The sequence below is a fragment of the Acinetobacter sp. LUNF3 genome (genome assembly GCF_022699605.1).
In the GTDB taxonomy this organism is placed as follows: Bacteria; Pseudomonadota; Gammaproteobacteria; order Pseudomonadales; family Moraxellaceae; genus Acinetobacter; species Acinetobacter johnsonii.
The window spans coordinates 1,039,465-1,059,410 of record NZ_CP093968.1 but is presented as its reverse complement, the minus strand read 5'-3'; the positions used below and the strand labels follow the sequence as shown (position 1 = coordinate 1,059,410).

The 19,946-nt window shown below is 40.8% G+C and carries 23 protein-coding genes and 1 pseudogene; 10 read left to right on the top strand and 14 right to left on the bottom strand.

Annotation, left to right across the window (positions count from 1 at the left end):
- Positions 1-145 precede the first annotated feature (145 nt).
- Positions 146-976, top strand: a complete 831-nt coding sequence (locus tag MN200_RS05165; RefSeq protein ID WP_125274052.1) for a TIGR02391 family protein — start codon at positions 146-148, stop codon at positions 974-976.
- A 93-nt stretch (positions 977-1,069) separates the two neighbouring features.
- Here MN200_RS05165 and MN200_RS05160 read toward each other — a convergent pair whose 3' ends face one another.
- Positions 1,070-1,450 (bottom strand): endonuclease domain-containing protein, encoded by a 381-nt coding sequence (locus MN200_RS05160; RefSeq protein WP_125274076.1) that lies wholly within the window; start codon positions 1,448-1,450, stop codon positions 1,070-1,072.
- Between the two features lie 82 nt (positions 1,451-1,532).
- Here MN200_RS05160 and MN200_RS05155 point away from each other — a divergent pair, with 82 nt between their 5' ends.
- Positions 1,533-1,736 carry an amino acid transport protein gene (locus tag MN200_RS05155; RefSeq protein WP_125274053.1) on the top strand — a complete coding sequence of 68 codons (204 nt, stop codon included), beginning with the start codon at positions 1,533-1,535 and terminating at the stop codon, positions 1,734-1,736.
- A gap of 12 nt (positions 1,737-1,748) precedes the next feature.
- Here the strand turns inward: MN200_RS05155 and MN200_RS05150 are convergent, their stop codons facing one another.
- Entirely contained in the window at positions 1,749-2,198 is a 450-nt protein-coding gene (locus tag MN200_RS05150) for a hypothetical protein (RefSeq protein ID WP_125274054.1), read from the bottom strand.
- A gap of 136 nt (positions 2,199-2,334) precedes the next feature.
- Positions 2,335-3,555, bottom strand: coding sequence for an MFS transporter (locus tag MN200_RS05145; protein ID WP_242760225.1), 1,221 nt, complete (start codon positions 3,553-3,555; stop codon positions 2,335-2,337).
- A 106-nt stretch (positions 3,556-3,661) separates the two neighbouring features.
- Here MN200_RS05145 and MN200_RS05140 point away from each other — a divergent pair, with 106 nt between their 5' ends.
- Complete coding sequence (locus tag MN200_RS05140) at positions 3,662-4,444, top strand: helix-turn-helix transcriptional regulator (RefSeq protein WP_125274056.1); 783 nt, start codon at positions 3,662-3,664, stop codon at positions 4,442-4,444.
- A 14-nt stretch (positions 4,445-4,458) separates the two neighbouring features.
- Here the strand turns inward: MN200_RS05140 and def are convergent, their stop codons facing one another.
- On the bottom strand, positions 4,459-4,944 hold the full coding sequence (def, locus tag MN200_RS05135) for a peptide deformylase (RefSeq protein WP_125274057.1): 486 nt from the start codon (positions 4,942-4,944) through the stop codon (positions 4,459-4,461).
- A gap of 214 nt (positions 4,945-5,158) precedes the next feature.
- Between def and MN200_RS05130 the strand changes: the two genes are divergently transcribed.
- Positions 5,159-6,436, top strand: a complete 1,278-nt coding sequence (locus MN200_RS05130; RefSeq protein ID WP_242760223.1) for an MFS transporter — start codon at positions 5,159-5,161, stop codon at positions 6,434-6,436.
- Positions 6,437-6,506: 70 nt separating this feature from the next.
- Here the strand turns inward: MN200_RS05130 and MN200_RS05125 are convergent, their stop codons facing one another.
- From MN200_RS05125 to pnuC, 3 genes are all read right to left on the bottom strand, one after another.
- Positions 6,507-7,016, bottom strand: a complete 510-nt coding sequence (locus MN200_RS05125; protein WP_062034314.1) for a DUF2505 family protein — start codon at positions 7,014-7,016, stop codon at positions 6,507-6,509.
- A gap of 134 nt (positions 7,017-7,150) precedes the next feature.
- On the bottom strand, positions 7,151-7,420 hold the full coding sequence (locus MN200_RS05120) for a hypothetical protein (protein ID WP_125274059.1): 270 nt from the start codon (positions 7,418-7,420) through the stop codon (positions 7,151-7,153).
- 8 nt (positions 7,421-7,428) lie between these two features.
- Positions 7,429-8,004, bottom strand: coding sequence for a nicotinamide riboside transporter PnuC (gene pnuC, locus MN200_RS05115; protein ID WP_125274060.1), 576 nt, complete (start codon positions 8,002-8,004; stop codon positions 7,429-7,431).
- Positions 8,005-8,203: 199 nt separating this feature from the next.
- Here pnuC and MN200_RS05110 point away from each other — a divergent pair, with 199 nt between their 5' ends.
- The 3 genes from MN200_RS05110 to MN200_RS05100 are packed head-to-tail and all read left to right on the top strand — an operon-like array spanning position 8,204 to position 10,553.
- Positions 8,204-9,001, top strand: coding sequence for a crotonase/enoyl-CoA hydratase family protein (locus MN200_RS05110; protein WP_242760221.1), 798 nt, complete (start codon positions 8,204-8,206; stop codon positions 8,999-9,001).
- 52 nt (positions 9,002-9,053) lie between these two features.
- Positions 9,054-9,962 carry an alpha/beta fold hydrolase gene (locus MN200_RS05105; protein WP_058869226.1) on the top strand — a complete coding sequence of 303 codons (909 nt, stop codon included), beginning with the start codon at positions 9,054-9,056 and terminating at the stop codon, positions 9,960-9,962.
- Positions 9,963-9,968: 6 nt separating this feature from the next.
- Positions 9,969-10,553 (top strand): TetR/AcrR family transcriptional regulator, encoded by a 585-nt coding sequence (locus MN200_RS05100; protein WP_125274062.1) that lies wholly within the window; start codon positions 9,969-9,971, stop codon positions 10,551-10,553.
- Positions 10,554-10,562: 9 nt separating this feature from the next.
- Here the strand turns inward: MN200_RS05100 and MN200_RS05095 are convergent.
- Positions 10,563-11,080 (bottom strand): annotated as a pseudogene (locus MN200_RS05095) (hypothetical protein).
- A gap of 295 nt (positions 11,081-11,375) precedes the next feature.
- Between MN200_RS05095 and MN200_RS05090 the strand changes: the two are divergent.
- A complete protein-coding gene (locus MN200_RS05090) occupies positions 11,376-11,822 on the top strand; it encodes a GNAT family N-acetyltransferase (protein WP_125274064.1) in 447 nt (148 codons plus the stop codon).
- Positions 11,823-11,854: 32 nt separating this feature from the next.
- Here MN200_RS05090 and MN200_RS05085 read toward each other — a convergent pair whose 3' ends face one another.
- From MN200_RS05085 to MN200_RS05070, 4 genes are all read right to left on the bottom strand, one after another.
- Entirely contained in the window at positions 11,855-13,729 is a 1,875-nt protein-coding gene (locus MN200_RS05085; protein WP_242760217.1) for a diguanylate cyclase, read from the bottom strand.
- Between the two features lie 131 nt (positions 13,730-13,860).
- Positions 13,861-14,199 (bottom strand): FKBP-type peptidyl-prolyl cis-trans isomerase, encoded by a 339-nt coding sequence (locus MN200_RS05080; RefSeq protein ID WP_004981094.1) that lies wholly within the window; start codon positions 14,197-14,199, stop codon positions 13,861-13,863.
- Between the two features lie 48 nt (positions 14,200-14,247).
- Entirely contained in the window at positions 14,248-14,778 is a 531-nt protein-coding gene (locus tag MN200_RS05075) for a YaeQ family protein (protein WP_242760216.1), read from the bottom strand.
- Between the two features lie 68 nt (positions 14,779-14,846).
- Positions 14,847-15,851: a GTP-binding protein gene (locus MN200_RS05070; protein WP_216076704.1), complete on the bottom strand. Its 1,005-nt coding sequence runs from the start codon at positions 15,849-15,851 to the stop codon at positions 14,847-14,849.
- Positions 15,852-16,326: 475 nt separating this feature from the next.
- Here MN200_RS05070 and MN200_RS05065 point away from each other — a divergent pair, with 475 nt between their 5' ends.
- Entirely contained in the window at positions 16,327-16,530 is a 204-nt protein-coding gene (locus MN200_RS05065; protein ID WP_242760215.1) for a hypothetical protein, read from the top strand.
- A gap of 245 nt (positions 16,531-16,775) precedes the next feature.
- On the opposite strand, the gene MN200_RS05060 is transcribed toward MN200_RS05065, so the two are convergent.
- Together MN200_RS05060 and MN200_RS05055 are read right to left on the bottom strand one after the other, a co-directional pair.
- The gene (locus MN200_RS05060) at positions 16,776-17,297 is read right to left on the bottom strand and encodes an acyl-CoA thioesterase (RefSeq protein ID WP_078425410.1); all 522 of its coding nucleotides are present in this window, start codon (positions 17,295-17,297) and stop codon (positions 16,776-16,778) included.
- Positions 17,298-17,601: 304 nt separating this feature from the next.
- The gene (locus MN200_RS05055; RefSeq protein WP_242760214.1) at positions 17,602-18,600 is read right to left on the bottom strand and encodes a patatin-like phospholipase family protein; all 999 of its coding nucleotides are present in this window, start codon (positions 18,598-18,600) and stop codon (positions 17,602-17,604) included.
- 138 nt (positions 18,601-18,738) lie between these two features.
- On the opposite strand from MN200_RS05055, the gene chrA reads away from it, so the two are divergent.
- Positions 18,739-19,926, top strand: a complete 1,188-nt coding sequence (gene chrA / locus MN200_RS05050) for a chromate efflux transporter (protein WP_242760213.1) — start codon at positions 18,739-18,741, stop codon at positions 19,924-19,926.
- Positions 19,927-19,946 lie beyond the last annotated feature (20 nt).

The following is a 19,946-nucleotide window of genomic DNA, read 5'->3' as shown; positions in this document are numbered from 1 at the left end:
TTTAAAAGAGAGGGGGGATGTCATGTGAGTAAATGAATTACGTGACATCCCCTCCCTTTTTCAAAGGGAGGTTGGGAGGGATTGAATTGATCTTTAAATAAAAAATATATAATTTACGAATTAAATATTTTTAGAAAATGATCAAATGGCAATAATTAAAAAATTTGAATTAGCAAGCTTAGAATCTATCTGTAAAATTTTAGGAGATACAGATAATGGTTTAACAGGTAATCAAATATCTAAATATTTATCCGAATGTGATATTTATGACCCTCAACTAAATTCTACTAAGCGCAAAAAACTGTATGATGCTCTTGAACTTAAACAAAATCAGGATAGATGTTCAAATAATATAATTAACTTTATTCAGCATGTAATGAAGCCATCGCGCCATGTTGATAATCAAGACTGGTTTGAGCAGACAAGAACAAAATTAAATTATGTTCTTTCATTTGAAGGTTACGAAATTACTGATAGTGGCTCGATCAAATATGTAAGTTCAGTAAAAACTTTTTCAGAAGCCGAAGAACGAGCATCCCAACTTAAAAGAATTCTTATAGAGCGAAATATACACCCAGATATCCTTACATTTTGCAAAGCTGAATTATTAGTCGACAACTATTTTCATGCAGTCTTTGAAGCAACTAAAAGCATTGCTGAAAAAATTAGAGTTAAAACAGGCTTAACGAACGATGGAGGTGATCTTGTAACACACGCTTTTTCCTTTAAAGACAAAGTGCCTTATCTTGCTTTAAATTCATTACAAACTGAAAGTGAAAAGAGTGAACAAAGAGGTTTTTCAAATTTATTGATTGGAATCTTTGGAACTTTCAGAAATACAACAGCTCATGTGCCTAAAATCACTTGGAATATTGATGAACAAGATGCTTTAGATATTTTATCAACGATTTCACTTATTCATAGAAAATTAGATAAAACTATAGAAGCTAAAAAAATGTACGAAGGAAAATTATAATCCTGCCCAACCCTCCTTTAAAAAGGAGGGAGTACCAAGAATTCAATACCATCATTAAATTCTCGTAAAGTCCCCCTTTATTAAAGTGAGAAGCTACGTTTCGCAAGAGGCGGATTCCAATCTCTGTTTCGCACTCCAATAAATCTGCTCCACGACTGCATCAGTTTCAGTCAAAATCTGCCTATTATCAAACCTCAGCACGTTCAACCCCAACTGCGCCAAAGCTTGATCCCTCGCCCGATCAGCCTCCAACCCTTCTGCTGTGTAATGCTGCCCACCATCGCACTCAATCACCAAATTTGCAGCAGGACAATAAAAATCGACGATAAAATTAAGAATCGGCTTCTGTCTATAAAACTGTAGCCCTAAAATCTGTTTACGTCTTAATCTCTGCCATAATAGTTGTTCAGCATCAGTCATATTATTACGTAAATCACGAGATGGCTGTTTTAATTTTTTATTATACGGTTGCATCACGGCACTCTTAATTTTCATATCTTCTTATAATAACCTTGGCATAATACTGCCAGAGAATAACAATGCACGAAACATCACCATGAACTCAACTCAACTTTTCCTCGGTGTGATCTTTAGCTCAATTGGCTTAGGCTATTTTCTGTATGGCAAAAAGCAAAAAATGACCATACCTTTAACTGTAGGTCTAGTTTTAATGATTTTTCCTTATTTTATTGAAAGTAACGCATTACTAAGTGGTATCGGCTTACTTTTGTCTATTGTTCCGTATTTTTTACGCTTTTAGTTCCACTAAAAATCAAAACTGTTCTAATTGAATCTCCACCACATTCCAGTGATGCATCATCTCCCGCAGTACAATAAAGTAAACCAAACTAGAAAGACCGTCATCAGCCACTTTAGACACATAGTATTCCCTACGCTCAATAAATGCGTTAAAGCCACTTTCAAGCTGTACTCGGTCTATACTGTGCTGATTCTGGAAAAATAAAGTCAGAACTTGCTGAAATAAATCATCAGCACTGATTGCATTTTTGGGCTGACCATAATGAATTGGAACCGACTCTAATATTTCTTCAATTACATAAATCATCGACTCAATCGCAAGCTCATCCAACACCTCATGACGCATACTGTTTGACTGTATAAAGCTTAAACCTTGATCTAGCAGGATACGCTGTCCATCCATTTCAAATGAAAGTTGGTCTAGTCCTAATGAAAATTTGAGTACACCATTCGGATCAGTCATTACATCAATCCTCTAAAATCAAAACACACAACCCTAGTGCATTTATACATAACAATAATCATCAGGCCCAAATACAATCGCGCCATCTTCGTTTGATAAGATAACGCGATTAAGACTGAAGGTCAGCCGTATTCCGTTAGTTTGCTTGAGTCTTCGGTAAAAAGAAAGTTGCCAAACCGAGCAAAGGCAATAACGAACACACACCAGACACCCATTCAATGCCTTTGACGTCAGCCAAATATCCTAAGCCTGCTGCGGCGATGCCACTCACCCCAAACATTAAACCAAACATTAAACCTGCAATCATGCCAACTCGTCCCGGAACGGCTTCTTGTGCATAAACCACCATTGCGGCAAAGGCAGAGGAAAGTACTAAACCTGTTATAATCGACAGTACAGTCGTCCAAAATAGATTGGCATGCGGCATCATCAACGCAAACGGCGCCATGCCGACAAAAGACACCCAAATCACCGCTTTACGCCCAATTCGATCTCCAATCGGCCCACCAGCAAATGTACCCAGAGCCACCGCAGCCAAAAAGGCAAAGAGATGTAACTGCGCACTCTGTAAACTGAGGTGAAACTTGTGCATTAAATAAAAAGTGAAATAGTTACTGATGCTGGCGATGTAAGTAAATTTAGCAAACATCAACACGCAAATGGTCGACAGCGCGATGACGAGTTGACGCCCATGCAGTTTGCTTTGCACTTGATGCGCTTTGGCAGCCAATTGTTTTTTACTGTGACTGATGCTCCAACGGCTGACACCGAACAGCACCCAAATCGCCAGTAAGGCAAATACAATCAACCATGCCACGGCGTGCTGTCCGAAAGGCACAATAATCAGCGCGACCAATAAAGGCCCAATGGCTGTACCTGTATTGCCACCGACCTGAAAGGTCGATTGTGCTGTACCAAAGTGCCCCCCCGAAGCCATTCGCGCCACACGTGAGGCTTCAGGATGAAAGGTTGAAGACCCGACACCAATCAATGCCGAAGCCATGAGCAGTACAATAAAATTTGGTGAAAATGCCAACAGCAAAATGCCGCTAAAAGTCACTACCATACCGAGTGGAAGCAGATAAGGTTTCGGATGTTTATCGGTATACAGTCCAATCCAAGGTTGCAGTAGCGATGCCGTAATTTGATAAACCAATGAAATCAGTCCGACTTGCGCAAAGCTTAAGGAAAAATTGGTTTTCAGCATTGGGTAAATGGCTGGCAAAACAGCTTGAATCAAGTCATTGAGCAGATGCGCTACCGCTACCGCTCCCACTACTTTTATAATCATGCCTTGCGGTTGTTCATTGATTGTAGCTTCGCCCATACCCTCTTTCATTTGAATTGAAGACGACATCCCTCGCAAACTCCATGTATTTTTCATCAGGCATTGATTGTAAAATGTCATTCATAAGACTATCTTCCAATAATCATTGTATAACTGACAATTTAAAGACACACACATGCCAAATTCTCTGATTCAAACCGAAATGTCCGAATTGGTGATTGGGCTTTCTTCTGAGCATACCTATCGAGAGATTACCCCTGCGCATACCCATTCGCGGGCGCAGTTTCTGTATGCTTCGACAGGGATGATTCAAGTGTTCACCCCAAACCACGTTTGGATCGTGCCGCCGATGTGCGCACTATGGATTCCGACCCATGTTGAGCACAGTGTGATTTCATTAAGTCGAGTTAAACTCAATACCGCATTGGTTCAAGCAGATGCAGCTGCACTGCTGGGGCAACATTGTTTTATTATTCGGGTCAGTAAGTTATTGCATGAACTGCTCATCCGGCTCAATGCGATTGAACATATTCCACCCTCCGAACTGATCAGCTCTGATGAACTGTCACGATCTTTACAGATTTTAATTTTTGATGAAATTCATAAAGCCAATCTGTTGCCCATTCAAATTCCGTGGCCACAAGACAAACGCTTAATGAATATTTGCCAAGCACTATTAAGTACGCCCGATCAGTTAAAAGATTTAAGCACATGGGCAGATGAAATTGGCACCAGCTCCAGAACCTTGATGCGCATGTTTCAAAAGGAAACGGGGCTGTCTTATCGCGCATGGGTTCAGCAAATGCATATTGCCCATGCCTTAAGTAAAATTGCCAGTGGTGAATCTGTCGCGCAGAGTGCAAGATCTCTTGGCTATAGCAATCCGAGTGCATTTAGTGCCATGTTTAAACGTCATTTGGGGCAGACCCCACAACAGTTTAAATATAAAGATGAATAAAATGACACTCGCGACTAAGCACTCAGGCGATCGACAAATAAAATACCATTGAGATGATCGATTTCATGTTGCACAATGCGTGCAGGAAAACCTTCAAAAGTACTTTCCATTACCTCACCAGTCAAAGTGTGATACAGCACCTTAATGCTTTGCGCACGCTTTACCTGACCACGCTCATTCGGTACGCTTAAACAGCCTTCTTCACCTAAGGTCGTTGCCTGAGAAAACTCTAAAATTTCAGGATTGACCATCACCACGGCGTCCATTTCAGGCGCATCGGGATAGCGTAAATTTGGCCGTGAAGCCACAATAATGACCCGCTTTGAAATATAGACTTGTGGTGCAGCAATGCCCACACCGCTCCGCTCTAACATGGTCGCAATCATGGCCGAGGCCAACTGCATGAGCCAGTCGCTATTAAATTCTGCATCTGCGACGCAAGCAGCTTTGAGTCTTAAAATATCTTCACCACGTTGTGCAACAGGTAAAATGACACTCATACACAAATCCTAAATTTTTATACCTATTTATTCTTTTTATATCATAAGCCTTTTATCTCGCCTGCGTTATATATTTACGTTGACCATCAAATCAACGATGTTGATTCATGTATAATTTTTAGTTCAAACCCAGTAAAGAAAGATTGATTATTCATTCAAAAAAGACTTCTTTAAAATCAAATATAAACCTTTATTTAGCTTTGGAAATATACGCATGGATGCAACACCACGTTTGACCAGAGAAGACAAACGTACCCTTGGGCTGTCATCACTCGGTGGTGCACTTGAGTTCTATGACTTTGTTATTTATGTTTTTTACGCCAAAATTATTTCAGAGTTGTTCTTTCCCGCAGGGCTCAGCCCATTTTGGGCCATGCTAAATACTTACGGTATTTTTGCCGCAGGTTACTTCTTCCGTCCACTTGGCGGTGTAATCATGGCCCACTTTGGTGACCTCCTCGGGCGCAAGCGTCTATTTAGCTTATCTATTTTGCTCATGGCTTTACCCACCCTCATGATCGGGGTTATGCCGACCTTTGAAACAATTGGTTATGCTGCACCGCTGCTCTTACTCCTTATGCGGGTGGTACAAGGCATCGCGATTGGTGGAGAAATTCCAGCGGCTTGGACCTTTGTTTCTGAGCATGTTCCATCTGAAAAAATTGGTTTTGCCAATGGCTTACTTACGGCTGGTTTGTCACTCGGCATCTTGCTCGGTGCTTTAATGTCACTATTCATTTCTCTTCAATTTAGTGAAGCAGCTATACATGATTGGGCTTGGCGTATTCCCTTTATTGTGGGTGGTATTTTTGCCTTAGTGGCCTTGTATTTACGTAGTTATTTGAAAGAAACACCCGTATTCAAAGCCATGCAAGCACGTAAAGAGCTGTCTAAAGAAATGCCGGTGAAACAAGTCTTCGCCAGCCATAAAACCGCCGTAGTGATTGGCATGCTCTTGACTTGGTTCTTAACTGCTTGTGTAGTGGTCCTGATTTTATCCATGCCAAACGTACTGACGGGTGCCTTTGGCTTTGAACGTAGCGATGCTTTTCAAATGCAAAGTGCTGCGATCATCATGCAAATGCTGGGATGCATACTCGCTGGGACATTGGCCGATCATTTTGGTGCAGCCAAGGTCTTGATTTTTGGCTCGCTCGGTGTCGCCGCTATCGCAACCATTTTCTATCACAGTTTAGGTGCGGTCAGTCCAACTACGGTGTTTGCACTGTATATGCTTTTGGGATTCTTTTCAGGCACGGTAGGGCTTGTGTCCTATAGCATGGTCAAAATGTTCCCTGCTCCAATCCGCTTTTCGGGCATTTCGTTTTCCTACAATGTCGCCTATGCTATTGCAGGAGGCATCACACTGCCTTTGGTTCAATGGCTCAGTCTCTATAGCAACATTGGCGCGATGTATTATATTTGGCTGGTCTGTTTGGTTTGCTTCTTCACAGCTTTGGTTTATCGAACTCGGTTCGAGACGAAGCACTAAAATGATAAAACCCTTCAATCGAAGGGTTTCTTTTTATGCAAGCTACTTTGAAAACATGAGGTCAAAGCCTTTAGCTTAAGGTTTCTGCATGCAGATTTTGGCGCAGTTCATCTTCCACAATATCAAGCTCGATTTGGCTAAACTTACGAATTTCGCCTTCAGCATGTTTTTCTAACATACCGCCAATTAATGGCACTTTCACTTTTACCTTCCATTCCAGTTGAAAGTGAATCTGCTTATCATTACCCGATACACTACGTTGGCACACAGCTTCTAAAGGTAGGTTAGGGTCTAAACGGACTTCCGAGCTGAGCACAACTAAATTGCTGACGTCGGTACGTTGTAAACGAAATGCATCTTTTAGAAATTTCTTCGCAATATCGGGAATATTGACATCCAAATTATACGCGCGCTTAAGGGTATAAATATCGCCAACTTTATTCGACTCCAAAATTTCCAACTTCTCCCCAGGAATACGACGACAAACATTTTCATGTAAGCTGATATTGGCTGCGAGTCGACGGAAGTCATCCAACGAAACACCGTTGATGGTGGCATTGACTACAAACTGATGTGCCATAACATTAAATCCTTTATTTTTTGTTTTTGTAAACATCCATGCCCTGATCAGGACTGAAAAACTGGATCTCGTCATCCTGTAGAAGAGTCAAATATAGACGATGATCCAGCACCGACTATACCGTGATCTAAATATCAATGTGCACCATTCTGTATGACAATATCATCTGCAATATGAATAAAAACCACGCGCTCAAAACAGGCCAAGCGAATATCAAAATGCTCGGCCCCATCATCCAGTCCTGTAACCGCCCAACTTGCACTGCTGGGTAAGTCATCCAGCCAAGTGGCCTGATAAAAATCCGCAACCGAAGCAAAGTCCAAATATTGCTGTGGACTTCCCTTTAACCGTTCAATGACCGACTCAAATTGAGCCAATTGTATTTGTTTAAAGTCAATCAACACTGCCTAGCCTAAACACTTTTCAGCTGTTGTTTATGGCGTACCTGTGTCCATTGCCACCATCCATAAGCCGCCAAGCCAACAAAGCCTGCATATAAAGCCGCGGTTAGGAACAAATCTTTATAGATAAACATACCGACATAAACAATATCGACAAATACCCACAGCACCCATGTCGCAATATGTTTACGACTGGTCCAATAAGTCGCCAACAGACTAAACGCTGCGAGCTGCGCATCCAATAGCGGTACAGCAGCATCGGTCAAATACTTTAAGCTCAAACCAAATACTGCACCAGCCGCAGCGGCAAGTAGCATTTGCAAAATCACTTGCCGAGCTGTAATCGGTTCAATCCGAATATCATGATCTTGTTGTTTACCTTTGAGCCAGTGATAAAAACCGTAAAAGTTCACCACTACAAAGAAAAACTGCAAAATGGTTTCGCCATACAACTTATAGGTATAAAACAAATAGGCATATAACAAGAAAGCAGCGAAGTTAAACCACCAACACCACATATTGCGCTTAATGGTCAACGTCACCCCAATTAAGCTAATGATGACTGCAAATATTTCAAGGCTAGACATGGTTCAACTGGTATTCAAAGAAGTGCTGCTATTATGAAAAAAAACTCAATAAAGGCAAGACAATTCCACTCAATCTAAACATGGATTTTTTTTCGGGGAATCTAAGCAAACTATCGAGTCACAGAATGTATACGCATAAGTTTTGACAGTTTTCTAACAATCGTTTAAAAACTTATAAAACGATGCAGGAATAATCAAAATGTCAGAACAACAAGGTCGTGTCAGTCGCGAAGTTCGCGGTTCGTTATTTTTAATTGGTTTAGACCGCGCAGCCAAGCGTAATGCTTTTGATAGTCATATGATTCATGACTTATCACTGGCCCTTAGCGAATATGAGGATGATCCTTCACTGCGCTGTGCTGTAATTTTTGCGCACGGAGAACACTTTACTGCTGGGCTTGATTTGGTTGAGTTGCAACCCAAACTCACTGCAGGCGTTTTCGACTTTCCTGCGTCACAAATTAACCCTTGGGGCACCAGTTCCAGACCCCGCACCAAACCCGTGGTTGTGGCAGTCCAAGGCTTTTGCTTTACCGCGGGAATTGAACTCATGCTCAATGCAGATGTGGTAATTGCGGATGCCAATACACAATTTGCCCAAATGGAAGTACAGCGCGGCATTTTACCCTTTGGCTGTGCAACGGTTCGCTTTGTACAAGCGGCGGGTTGGAACAAGGCTATGCGCTATCTACTCACAGGTGACAGCTTCAATGCACAAGTAGCTCTCGATCTGAACTTAATTACCGAGGTCGTAGAAACATCCACGCCAAATGCTGCATTAGAGCGAGCATTGAGCCTTGCAGAATCAATTGCGCAAGCTGCACCACTGGCCGTTCAAGCCACACTGGCTTCTGCACAACAAGCAGTACAACACGGCACAGACTATGCCTTTGCACATTTACAAGAGCACCTCAGCCCGCTACTCAAAACCCAAGATGTCCAAGAAGGTGTGATGGCGATGCTACAACGCCGACCTGCTCAGTTTAAAGGACAGTAAAGCCCAAAAGTCTGGAACCGACTTTAGTATTTAACAAAAAGAAGAAACGATGATGCAAGCCACAGCCCATTTAGATTCGCCCCAAATTCAAAAACAAACTGTAAAATTTTCAGCAACCGATGGTTATGTACTCGTTGGTACACGTTATCGCTCTTCTGAGCCGATCAAAGCCAACATCATTGTTGCCAGTGCAACAGGTGTACCACAGCAGTTCTATCGTCGCTTTGCCGAGTATGCAGTAGCTCTAGGTTATCAAGTCCTAACTTTTGATTATCGTGGTGTAGGGCTTTCTGCACCGAAGCAACTCAAAGGTTTTAGCATGTCCTATTTGGACTGGGGGCAGCTAGACTTGTCGGCTGCCATTGACTCTATCCGCAAAGATGACAAACCTATTTTTGTGGTTGGACACTCTTATGGAGGCCAAGCACTCGGTTTAACCCGCAACCATGACCAAGTCACTGCGATGTACTGCTTTGGCACAGGTGCGGGTTGGCATGGCTATATGCCGTTTCGGGAGAAAATGAAAGTACATGTCATGTGGAATATTATTTTCCCCCCGATGGTTGCACTAAAGGGCTATCTGCCTTGGAGCCTGCTTAAAATGGGTACCGATTTACCTGTGGATGTCTACACACAGTGGCGAAAATGGTGTAAAAATCCGACCTACTTTTTTGCAGATCCCGAGCAACAACACTTACTGGAACAATATGCACAGGTCAAAACTCCAATCTATGCTGTTTCAGCACTGGATGATGACTGGGCTTTACCGAACTCAAGGCATGCATTTATGCAGCATTATCGGCATGCGAACATGCATTATCTCAATATTGAAGCCAATGACTATGGCTTGAAAGAAATTGGGCACATGGGATATTTCCGCCAAGGGGCCGAAGCCATCTGGGAAGATATGCTGAACACTTTCAATGGCTATTTATCATTACCAACCATTACGGAACGTTAAAACTCTATGCGCCCACAAAAACTGAGTAAAGAACAAATCCAGTTGCATTGCATGCAAACCTTTAAAACCCATGGTTATGCAGGCACCAGTATGGATTTACTGGCAAAGTCTTGTGGGCTCAGTAAAGCAGCATTTTATTATTATTATCCCAATAAAGAAGCTTTGGTTTTAGATATTTTGCAAATCAGCCAGCAATACTTAAACCATAAATTGTTCAGTATTTTGAATGATACGCACTTAGAGTATTGCGTTCGCTTTGAACACTTGCACCAGCAATCTGTCAGCTTTTTTAGTGTTGGTGTTCAAGGCTGCTTAGTCGGGATGCTGTCATTGGAAATCCCGCATTTATCTGAACAAATTCATCTCAAAATTCAGTCTATATTCCAAGATTGGGAGTTGGCGTTGTTCCACTACTTTCAGCAGGTCATGCCTATTGCTCAAGCTGAGGCACTGGCTAAAATCAGTGTTGCCGATTATGAAGGCGCAATTTTAATGACACGCTTAAAACAGGATGACTTCTATCTAACTCATGTTGCAGAACGAATTCTTAAACAGTTATCCATGGCTGTGATGGAAGCTGCGGAGGCTTAAGCGAGGAGATCAATCACGAGTACGATGGCTTTTTTTATGCTCGCGTCCACTGCGGTCGATATGCGTATAAAACATGCCATAACGACTTACATAGTATTCAAGCGACTGATCATAGAAGCTCCAAAAAATAGACCATTCATTTAAATCCATTTTGCGAATTTGCGTCTGGGTTTTCGCAGGCATTTTGACCAATAAGGTGCTTTGCATCAACGTTGCATCTTCTTCAGCCGTGAGTAATATCGCTTGATCTAGAAATAGAGTCGCCACGTCATCGAACAGCTTTTGTTCATAAGCATCAACTTCAATAACACGCTCAATCTGAGGTGCTCTATTGGTATGCGTTGCCATTTGAGAAGATGCTGCTTCCGATTCAACCGCTTTTTTTTGTCGCTTCAGAAAGCGGTGCTTTTTTGAATTTTGATTCCAATAATAGATGTCGCAACCAAAGCAATGAGTATGCAAATCATCATTAAAAATGTCACCATGCTCTGCTCTCGTAACAAATATTCCCTTTTAAAATACAACATTATCGCTCAAATAAACACCAAATTAATTAAAGCAGACTACGTATAAACGCAAATGCTCAATTCGATGACTTATAATTGGGTGTTGATTCTCAGACCAATTCAAGTGATTCAACACATATTCGCACAAACGTGAAAGGCATCACAAAATGTGATTTTTCACTCACAAAATCACTATAAAAAATAATTAACTTAGTGCGATTGAACAACAAAGTTACATCCGTACTAACAGTAATTCAATTTAATAAATACAGTCGCTAGCATGAAATAGCTGTTTCTATAGCTCTAAGAAGAAAAGATGATACGGGCAGCCCAACTTCAGGACATTCCTGAAATTTTAGATGTCGTGCACGACAGTATTCGATCATGTATCAAAGACCACCATCGCCATGAAAGTACGATTCAAATTTGGCTAGAAAATAAAACCCAATCCAACCTGATTATGTGGATGCACTATAACGACAGCTGGGTTTATGTACTCAATCAGCACGTAGTAGGTTTTATTATGGTCAGTGATCAAGGTCGTATTTTACTCAATTATATTTCATCCGCTGAACAACAGCGCGGTATTGGGAAAGCCTTATTAGAAACCGTTATTGAACATCTTAAACGTAAAGAAATTCACCAAATTAGTTTAGAAAGCACCCAAACAGCATGCTCTTTTTATCAAAAACATGGCTTTCAAATCCATGTCCAAGACATTCCAAATCCCAAAATGGTGACCATGGTTAAACTCTTATCCTAAGGTTTATTAACAGAGGTATGACTCAACTAAATTCACTCATTTTCATAGGATTCATTGGGCATTTTCATCTGATCACGGCCCGCTTCTTTGGCTTGATAAAGCTTTAAATCGGCCGCTTTCATAAGGTCATGAATATTGGCATAAATCGTTTCATGATCCATCCACGACACCCCCATACTCAAAGTCACATAATCTTTGCCATCTAGGCGGTTATGATGCTCAAAGCGCGCACTACGCACTGCATCTAAGACGGTTTGCATAATCTGACTAATAATCGCAATTGGGACATTATATAAAACAATGGCAAACTCTTCCCCACCATAGCGTGCTAAGTAGGCATTATGTGGCAGTACTGCACCAATCACTTTGACCAGATTTTGCAGGACTTCATCGCCCTTTAGGTGCCCATAGAAATCATTATAATTTTTGAAATAATCGACATCCATCATGGCAAAAACCAAAGTTGCATGACTATTTTGTTGTGTTTCAATAAAGCGCTGCTGAATTTCTTGATTCAATGCACGCCGATTATAGGCACCTGTTAAGGCATCAATTTGAATTTGATATTCGAGTTTTTCATTTAAGTCATGTAATTGAGAGGTGCGCTGTTGCACTTTTTGCTCTAAAGAATCATTCAATTCAATTAAATTATTATTTAAACGTTCGGTATGGTAAGTCTGATAAGCATAGTTACGTGATTGTCGGAACATCACCAAAAGTGCATACAGACTGGTAGAGATAAAAGATAGATGAATAGAATCAATCACATGTAGCGTTAGTAAAAAGTCATGAATGACCGATATACACAGCAATACCACGGCGTATAAATTGATTTTCGAATATTTTTGTTTGGTCTTTAAAGTAAGGTAAAAACCATAGGCAAAATTAAGCAAAATAACAATACTGAAAAATGCGCTATAAAAAGCCAGCTGCTCAAAAACAACTTGCTCGGATAACAAGGTAATGACGATATTCAAGGTCAAAACTAAAATGGAAACGGTATAAATCCAACGCTGTAAATAGTACTGATTGAGCAAATACATATAGCTCAAAAAAAACATGACCGCTAAATAGATAAATAAATATTCTAAACGTATGCCCCACAACCAGTTGATATCTAGGAAGGTCGTATAAGCATATGGCGCAGTAAAAAGATTATGTAAGGCAAGAAATAAAATAAAAATACCAAAAACAAAAATACTTTTACTATTCCGTTCATCTGAACCACGGAACATCGAGAACATGGTGGTGAACATTCCTACACCAAACACCACGCCACAGATCATGGCGATACTCATCATCAGTTGCTGATAATGTCGATTAATCGTTTTAGCAATGCCAATATGCATGGGGCTTTCAAGGCCGCCGCGTAAATTGTTAAAGTTTGAGGCTTGTATACTTAAAGTAAAATAGGGGCTGTCAGGGACAAAATAAGCAATCCGCGGTGCATTTTCTGTTTGCTGTGCTCCCGCATTATCCGCGACATCCCCTAAACGAACTAAAAAATCGCCATTGAGATAAACCCGATAAGCACAATTTTGATTGGGGATATGAATGGCTAGCCTTCGACCAATAAATTCATGCGGAATTTTGAAATGACCGACAAAAGTCCCATAACCCGTATTACTGCCTGTAAGTTCTTGAAACGAAATTGGCAATTCGGTAGTTTTAGAAGGGAGTTTACGATTAGGCTGAGAAATCAGCTCTTGGTCATAATAAGACCATGTACCTTTTAAATAACTGGTGGTTTGTTCGGTGAATTGAATGTCATTGACATTTTTTTGATGCAAATAATACTGCGTGGGCTCAGCTTCATATTGTGCCCACGTCGAAGGTATCAAACTTAAAACCAGCAAACAGCTTAAAACAAACCCAAACAAAGACCGTTTGCTCAATGAGCTATACAAAAGCGACTCTTCCCTTAAATACGCTCTGCCTAATAATTAATCTACAAATGTTTTTCTTAAAAACCAAGTGTTTTTACAAATGAATCAAATACATCCTTGTAATTGACTCTTTTATTTATCAATATTTTTGATTAATCACGTGTTTTTACATCATACAACTCAATTTCAAAAATCAAATTTGAATTGGCAGGAATAATATTACCCATTTTACGCTCACCATAAGCCAAATGTGATGGCACGATGAGTTTACGTTTACCACCCACTTTCATGCCCATAATCCCTTGGTCCCAACCTTTAATGACACGGCCTGTCCCAATCACAGTTTCAAAGTAGTTCCCGCGGTCTAAAGATGAGTCAAATTTGGTTCCATCTTCTAACCAGCCCGTATAATGCGTAGTGATTAAAGCACCTTTGACTGCTTCTTTGCCTTCACCGACAACCAAATCAATAATTTCTAATTCTGCGCTCATGTTCTCGCTCCAACCTGTTCAATCAATAAATCTAGTTAAACTGCTTGTTTATTGCAATTGCGTCCACTCAATAATGGCTTGAGCATTGTCACCAATTAAGGTCCACTCACCATCCATTACATTTAACTGAAGTTGCATGGTCCGCTCACACAGGGCTTGAACCGCTTCAGTACTTGCAGTCGACAACTGCCAAATTTCAACATTGTTCAATGTCTTCAACTTACTGTTGCGCTTATACCATTCATCGACCGCTGTGCCATAAGTAACAATAGCCACTTGCTTACAACGTGCACTGGCTTTTTTCACTTTATCTTCGTCTGGGCTGCCCACTTCAATCCATTTTACCAACTGACCCGTTAGGTCTTTTTCCCACAGCGCAGGCTCATTGGTTTCAAATAAATCTTTGGTAGACTCTAAAGCTTCATCCGCAAAACGTGCAAATGCCAACAAACGCACCATCAAACGCTCAATGGTTTCTGAAGGATGCAATGCCAAAGTCAGTTGATAGTCCCCATATTGGTGGACATCCATATTGGCAATATTCAAATCTGCCTTATAAATTGTAGCTTTAAGCGCCATACATACCATCCTCAAATTTGCCGACTAGCATATAAGATTTCGGCTTTTTTTGCTTAAAACAATTTAAGTCATTGCTCTATGCGACATTCAAAAAGTGCGCTTTCAAAGTCCATCCAATCTCTTTCGTTTTGAACAATCAATTCAACTCGATTATCAATCCCTTCTTCGACATCTTGATAGTTAAATTGTTCAGGATTGAAATTAAATGCCTTCCACCCCTGATTGGTATGGAAAATTCCTTTAATCCGTCGCCAATCTTGCTGTTCACAAAGTAAATCGAGTAAATCGTAAAAGTTAAAAACCCAACGCTTCGGCATTTTCCAACCTGCAACACTATAACCTTGTGCTGTTTCTACATAGTGATACGGCAACTGTTTAATCTCGGGAAAATCTTGTTGAGTCGCTTTCAACTGTTGCTGAACGTTCAGTAAAGGCTGCTTGAATCGTTTTGTTCCGATGTACTCAAAATCGATTTGCGTAAGCTCAATCTTGCCCTGCTCCGCCATCAACCACTGCTGAGCATAAGGCTGATATTCACTTTGCAGTTTTTCAAGAGCATCTTGATCTGTTTTTTGCATTTGAGCTTGATGCGAAACCACCACAATCTGCGCCGCTTTCAATTGATCCTGATACAGATTTTGTGCTGTCCATGCATGATCATGTAAACGCGAACCATCCAGCACCGTGATCGGCGCACGCATGTGCAGGGTCGAGTGCCAATGTGGCTCGGTCAGTTGCTCCAGTAACTGTGCTGGATGTCCCAAGCCTGTGGGTTCAATAAACAGCCGATCAGGCTTTTGTTCTGAGAGCAAACGAGACAGTGCTATTTGCATCGGTAGTTGGCTGCTACAACATAAACAACCACCGAGTAATTCTTTTACCGCATAGCCTTCCGTTTGTGGCATGAGCTGTTGATCTACGCCAATTTGCCCAAACTCATTCATCAGTACCGCCCAAACTTCATGTTCCGGTTTCTGACCTAACAAATGCATGAGCAAAGTGGTTTTACCTGCACCAAGAAAGCCCGAAATAATATGCGTAGGAACCGCCTGCGGCATCGACATCAGTTTCAAAAATTTATACCTAGCATGGAATATGATAAAAACAGCATAATAAAATAAGCCTTTATCTTATTTTAAATCACCAATTTTCTCATCTCAAATCCATGGCATCGAACACTCAGCATTCAGTTGGCTGACATTTCATTCATTTATACCCCTATTGGACAAACTTCCTTACATTTTACTCAATACTGAAATTAGGCTTTCGCACTTAATTCGCATGCTTTGTACAGTTTATGTGAGTTTTCAAACATCCATATTGATCATTAATTCTTCGTTCCCTCTCAATCTATTCACAAAAAACTTCTACTTGTTACTTAAAGCTCACTATTTTTTCATCATCTGTAGTTTTAGGTAATGTGCACTTTTCACATTGTTGCTTCGATTGAACCGCAGATATTCAGGCGATAGCATGAAGCTCAGTTCAAATTGATGTGATGATCAGTCTGAACTATTTTTATCTATAAAATATAAGGATGCCAAAACCATGAAAATTTCTCACTTAATTATTGCAACATCTTTAACAGCTGCGAGCTTTGCAACTTTTGCTGCACCTCAACAAGCGCCAGCTCAAGAAGACAAAGTTGTGGTATCAACCCAAGAAACAGCTGAAACTACAGACTTAAGTGCAAATGCACCTGCTTCGGAAGCATCAGCAGAACAACCGAATCAAGAAAAAGCCGCTAAATAATTGAAATATTGAGAGATCCAGTGGCTTTACTCTCCTGCTGGATCGCAACAACTTTTTAGCGTCACTTGAAACCAAGATATATCCTGTCTTGGTTTCTTTTTATTTATGCGCATGGACTATAGCAGTTCGAGATCAACAGGTGCAAAAAGCCAAATTTGCGTAGTTTTCCCATATAAGCTTCTATTCAAAACATCAACGTCAGACATAAAAAAAGATCCCCTATACAGGAGATCGTTTTTTAAAACTTAACTATGCGATGCTTTTTTATAAATACTGCACGAAGGATGGTGGTTTTCTTGTAAGCGCGCGACTTTACGTTGTTCTGCCGCTTCAAAACGACAACGCTTCCAGTCATTGTCCAAATTCAATGCAGGAATTTGTTTTGGCTTACCATTTTCATCTACCGCAACCATGGTGAAGTAACAGCTATTGGTATGGCGTATTGTACGCTTTTGAATATTTTGTGCTTCAACACGAATACCAATTTCCATTGAAGTACGACCGACATGGTTCACACTTGCCAAGAAAGTCACTAACTCGCCGACATGAATCGGCTCTTTAAAATTAACTTTATCAACCGATAAGGTCACCACATAACTTCCTGAAAAACGACTTGCACACGCATATGCCACTTGGTCTAACAGTTTCAAAATGGTGCCACCATGCACATTTCCTGAAAAATTCGCCATATCAGGTGTCATTAAGACCGACATAGTGAGTTCAGACTGGTCATCCGCAGCCGCAGCAATTTGATCTAATGGGGACATCGCGTTCTCTAATTGGTAAGATAATAGGATATGTGACATTTATTATATCGGTTTTGAACGCTAAATTTGGTAACAAAACCATCATTATTATTTATAGTGATTTGACTATCATTCAAAAAAATATATATAAAGAAGACTAAGCTTTTGAATCTATAAGCCTTCTTTAAATTTTAATTTATTCAAAAACATTGTCGCTGTGATATTTTCACAGCATATAAATGGCTTTTTAGCCTGATTGACTGTATTTCGAGTTATAGAGATGTATAAAAGCCCATTCAGGCTTTTATGTCGAAATCACGCGTGATCAATGCGTTCTTACTTGTATACTTTGAATATTCAATTTTTGCTTATAATTTTTCTGCGCAAAAACTTTTTGAATCTGTCCTAACTGCGCAACGGTTGCATCGACCCCAGCTTGCATGGTCAACTCACGGCCGCTGACATCAAAAATATGTACTTTCTCGCGCAGGTCTGGCTGAATCACAATATCAGCATTTTTCAGCTCAATTTGTGCAAGGTTCTTTTGCATGATATTGATATTTTGGTTGAACAGTCCCCAGACATTTGAGGTTTCGGTATACATCGGCTGTGCCAAGATATCGACCGCAATAATAATATCTGCCCCTAACTTGCGTGCCACATCAACAGGTACGGGGCTGACTAAACCACCATCTACATATTCATCAGTACCAATCTTAGTTGGAATAAACATACTCGGGATCGATACCGATGCCCGAACCGCTTGCCCAGTATTGCCATAGTTAAAGACAACTTTTTTACCTTCTTTTAATTGCGTCGCCACTACATACATTGGGATAGGTAAGCTTTGAAGTGGCATATCGCTCACTTGTTCATTGACATAGTCTTCAACTTTTTGACCATCAAAGAAACCTTTCATATCCAAACGAATATCGCGCACATCACTGGCTTTCATATTCAGCGCAATATCACGAATTTGATTGGCATTTTTACCGCTTGCATACAGCGATCCGACGATACTGCCAGCACTGGTTCCCACGATAAAGTCGGGACGAATCCCCGACTGCTCTAAAACTTGAATTGCGCCAATATGCGCATAACCACGTGCACCACCACTCCCCAACACCAAGGCAATAATTGGACGGTTCTGTTCTTTTTTGAGCTGTTTAAAATTGATCTGGTTGAGTCGCTCTTGAGCTTCCCCTGACTCAGTTTCGGCTAAAAACGCCTGATTTGGCGTTTCTTGAGCAACTTTGGGCATGCTTTGACAGCCAGCTAAAGCGAGCAATGTAAACGACATAAGGCTAAGTTTAATGTTTAACATGATTCACCGAAGTTGAGATAGAACGAAATTTTCCAACAGCATAGTGTATGAAAATCAGCAGTCCAAGTACTGTTGTTTTTCGTAAAAGCGTCATATTCCAGCATTATAATCTGATTCAATTTGTCAGCATAATTCAACATGTGCACTCAGCATATCACTCAAATTTTTCTGCACTTTTTAAAATTAGGCTGCTTGTCTTTTGGTGGGCCTGCTGCTCATTTGGTGTTTTTTCACCGTCATTTTGTAGAGCAACTTCGATGGTTGAGTGATGCTGAATATGCCCAATTGGTTGCTCTCGCTCAATTGCTCCCAGGGCCGACCAGCAGCCAAGTGGGTATTGCGATTGGATATCAACTGCAAGGCTACCGCGGTGCGTGTGCGGCTTGGCTCGGCTTTACTTTACCATCTATGCTCCTCATGGCATGTTTCGCAGTACTAGGTCAGCAGTACTTCAACCAACTCAGTGCGATGGCACTACATAGCATTCAGTTAATCGTTTTTGCTGTAGTGGTCTGGGCCTTTTGGCAAATGTTGACAAGTTTCTGCAAAACTATTTGGCAATATGTGCTGATGTTACTTAGCACCTTGTTTCTTTACTTTGTACCATGGTCGTTCAGCCAAGTTATCATCATCTTAGTTGCTGCTCTCGTCGGTATTTATTTCGCATCAGATTCGACATCAAAGCTCCAAGACAGCGGCTTAAAAGCAAAAGTCCATGCAAAGCAGGCTTATCTTTGGCTGATTGCATTTGTTTTGCCTTTTGTAGTTTTTATATTGTGGCATCCATCTTCTTCACTCTTCTCACAGAGCCTGTTTAGTTTTTATCAAGCCGCATCTTTGGTTTTTGGCGGCGGGCATATTATTTTGCCACTTTTACATCAGGACTTCGTCGTCAGCCATATTTTATCTGCCGAACAATTTGACTTGGGTTATGCGCTGGCTCAAATCATGCCCGGCCCTTTATTTAGTTTCGCCAGTTACTTAGGTGCTTTACTGCCTTTAACGCCCTTTGTTTGGCTGAATGTGGTTCTAGCCACTTTAGCAATCTTTCTGCCCTCATTCTTTTTAATCTTTGCCACCTTGCCCTATTGGTCTTGGCTTATGCAGCAAGCTGCAATACGCAAAGCCGTGATTGGGATCAATGCGGCAGTGGTAAGTTTATTGCTGTGTTTAGTGATACAAATGGGACAAAGTTATTTCAAGCATTGGACTGACTTAGTTTTTGTAATCGCTGTTATTCTACTGCTTCGAACCAAACTCCCGATTTGGCTAAGCCTGATTTTAAGTTTTGCACTCTATCAGCTGTTCTTTTACGTTAGCGGCTAAATAGCCATAAAAAAGCCCCT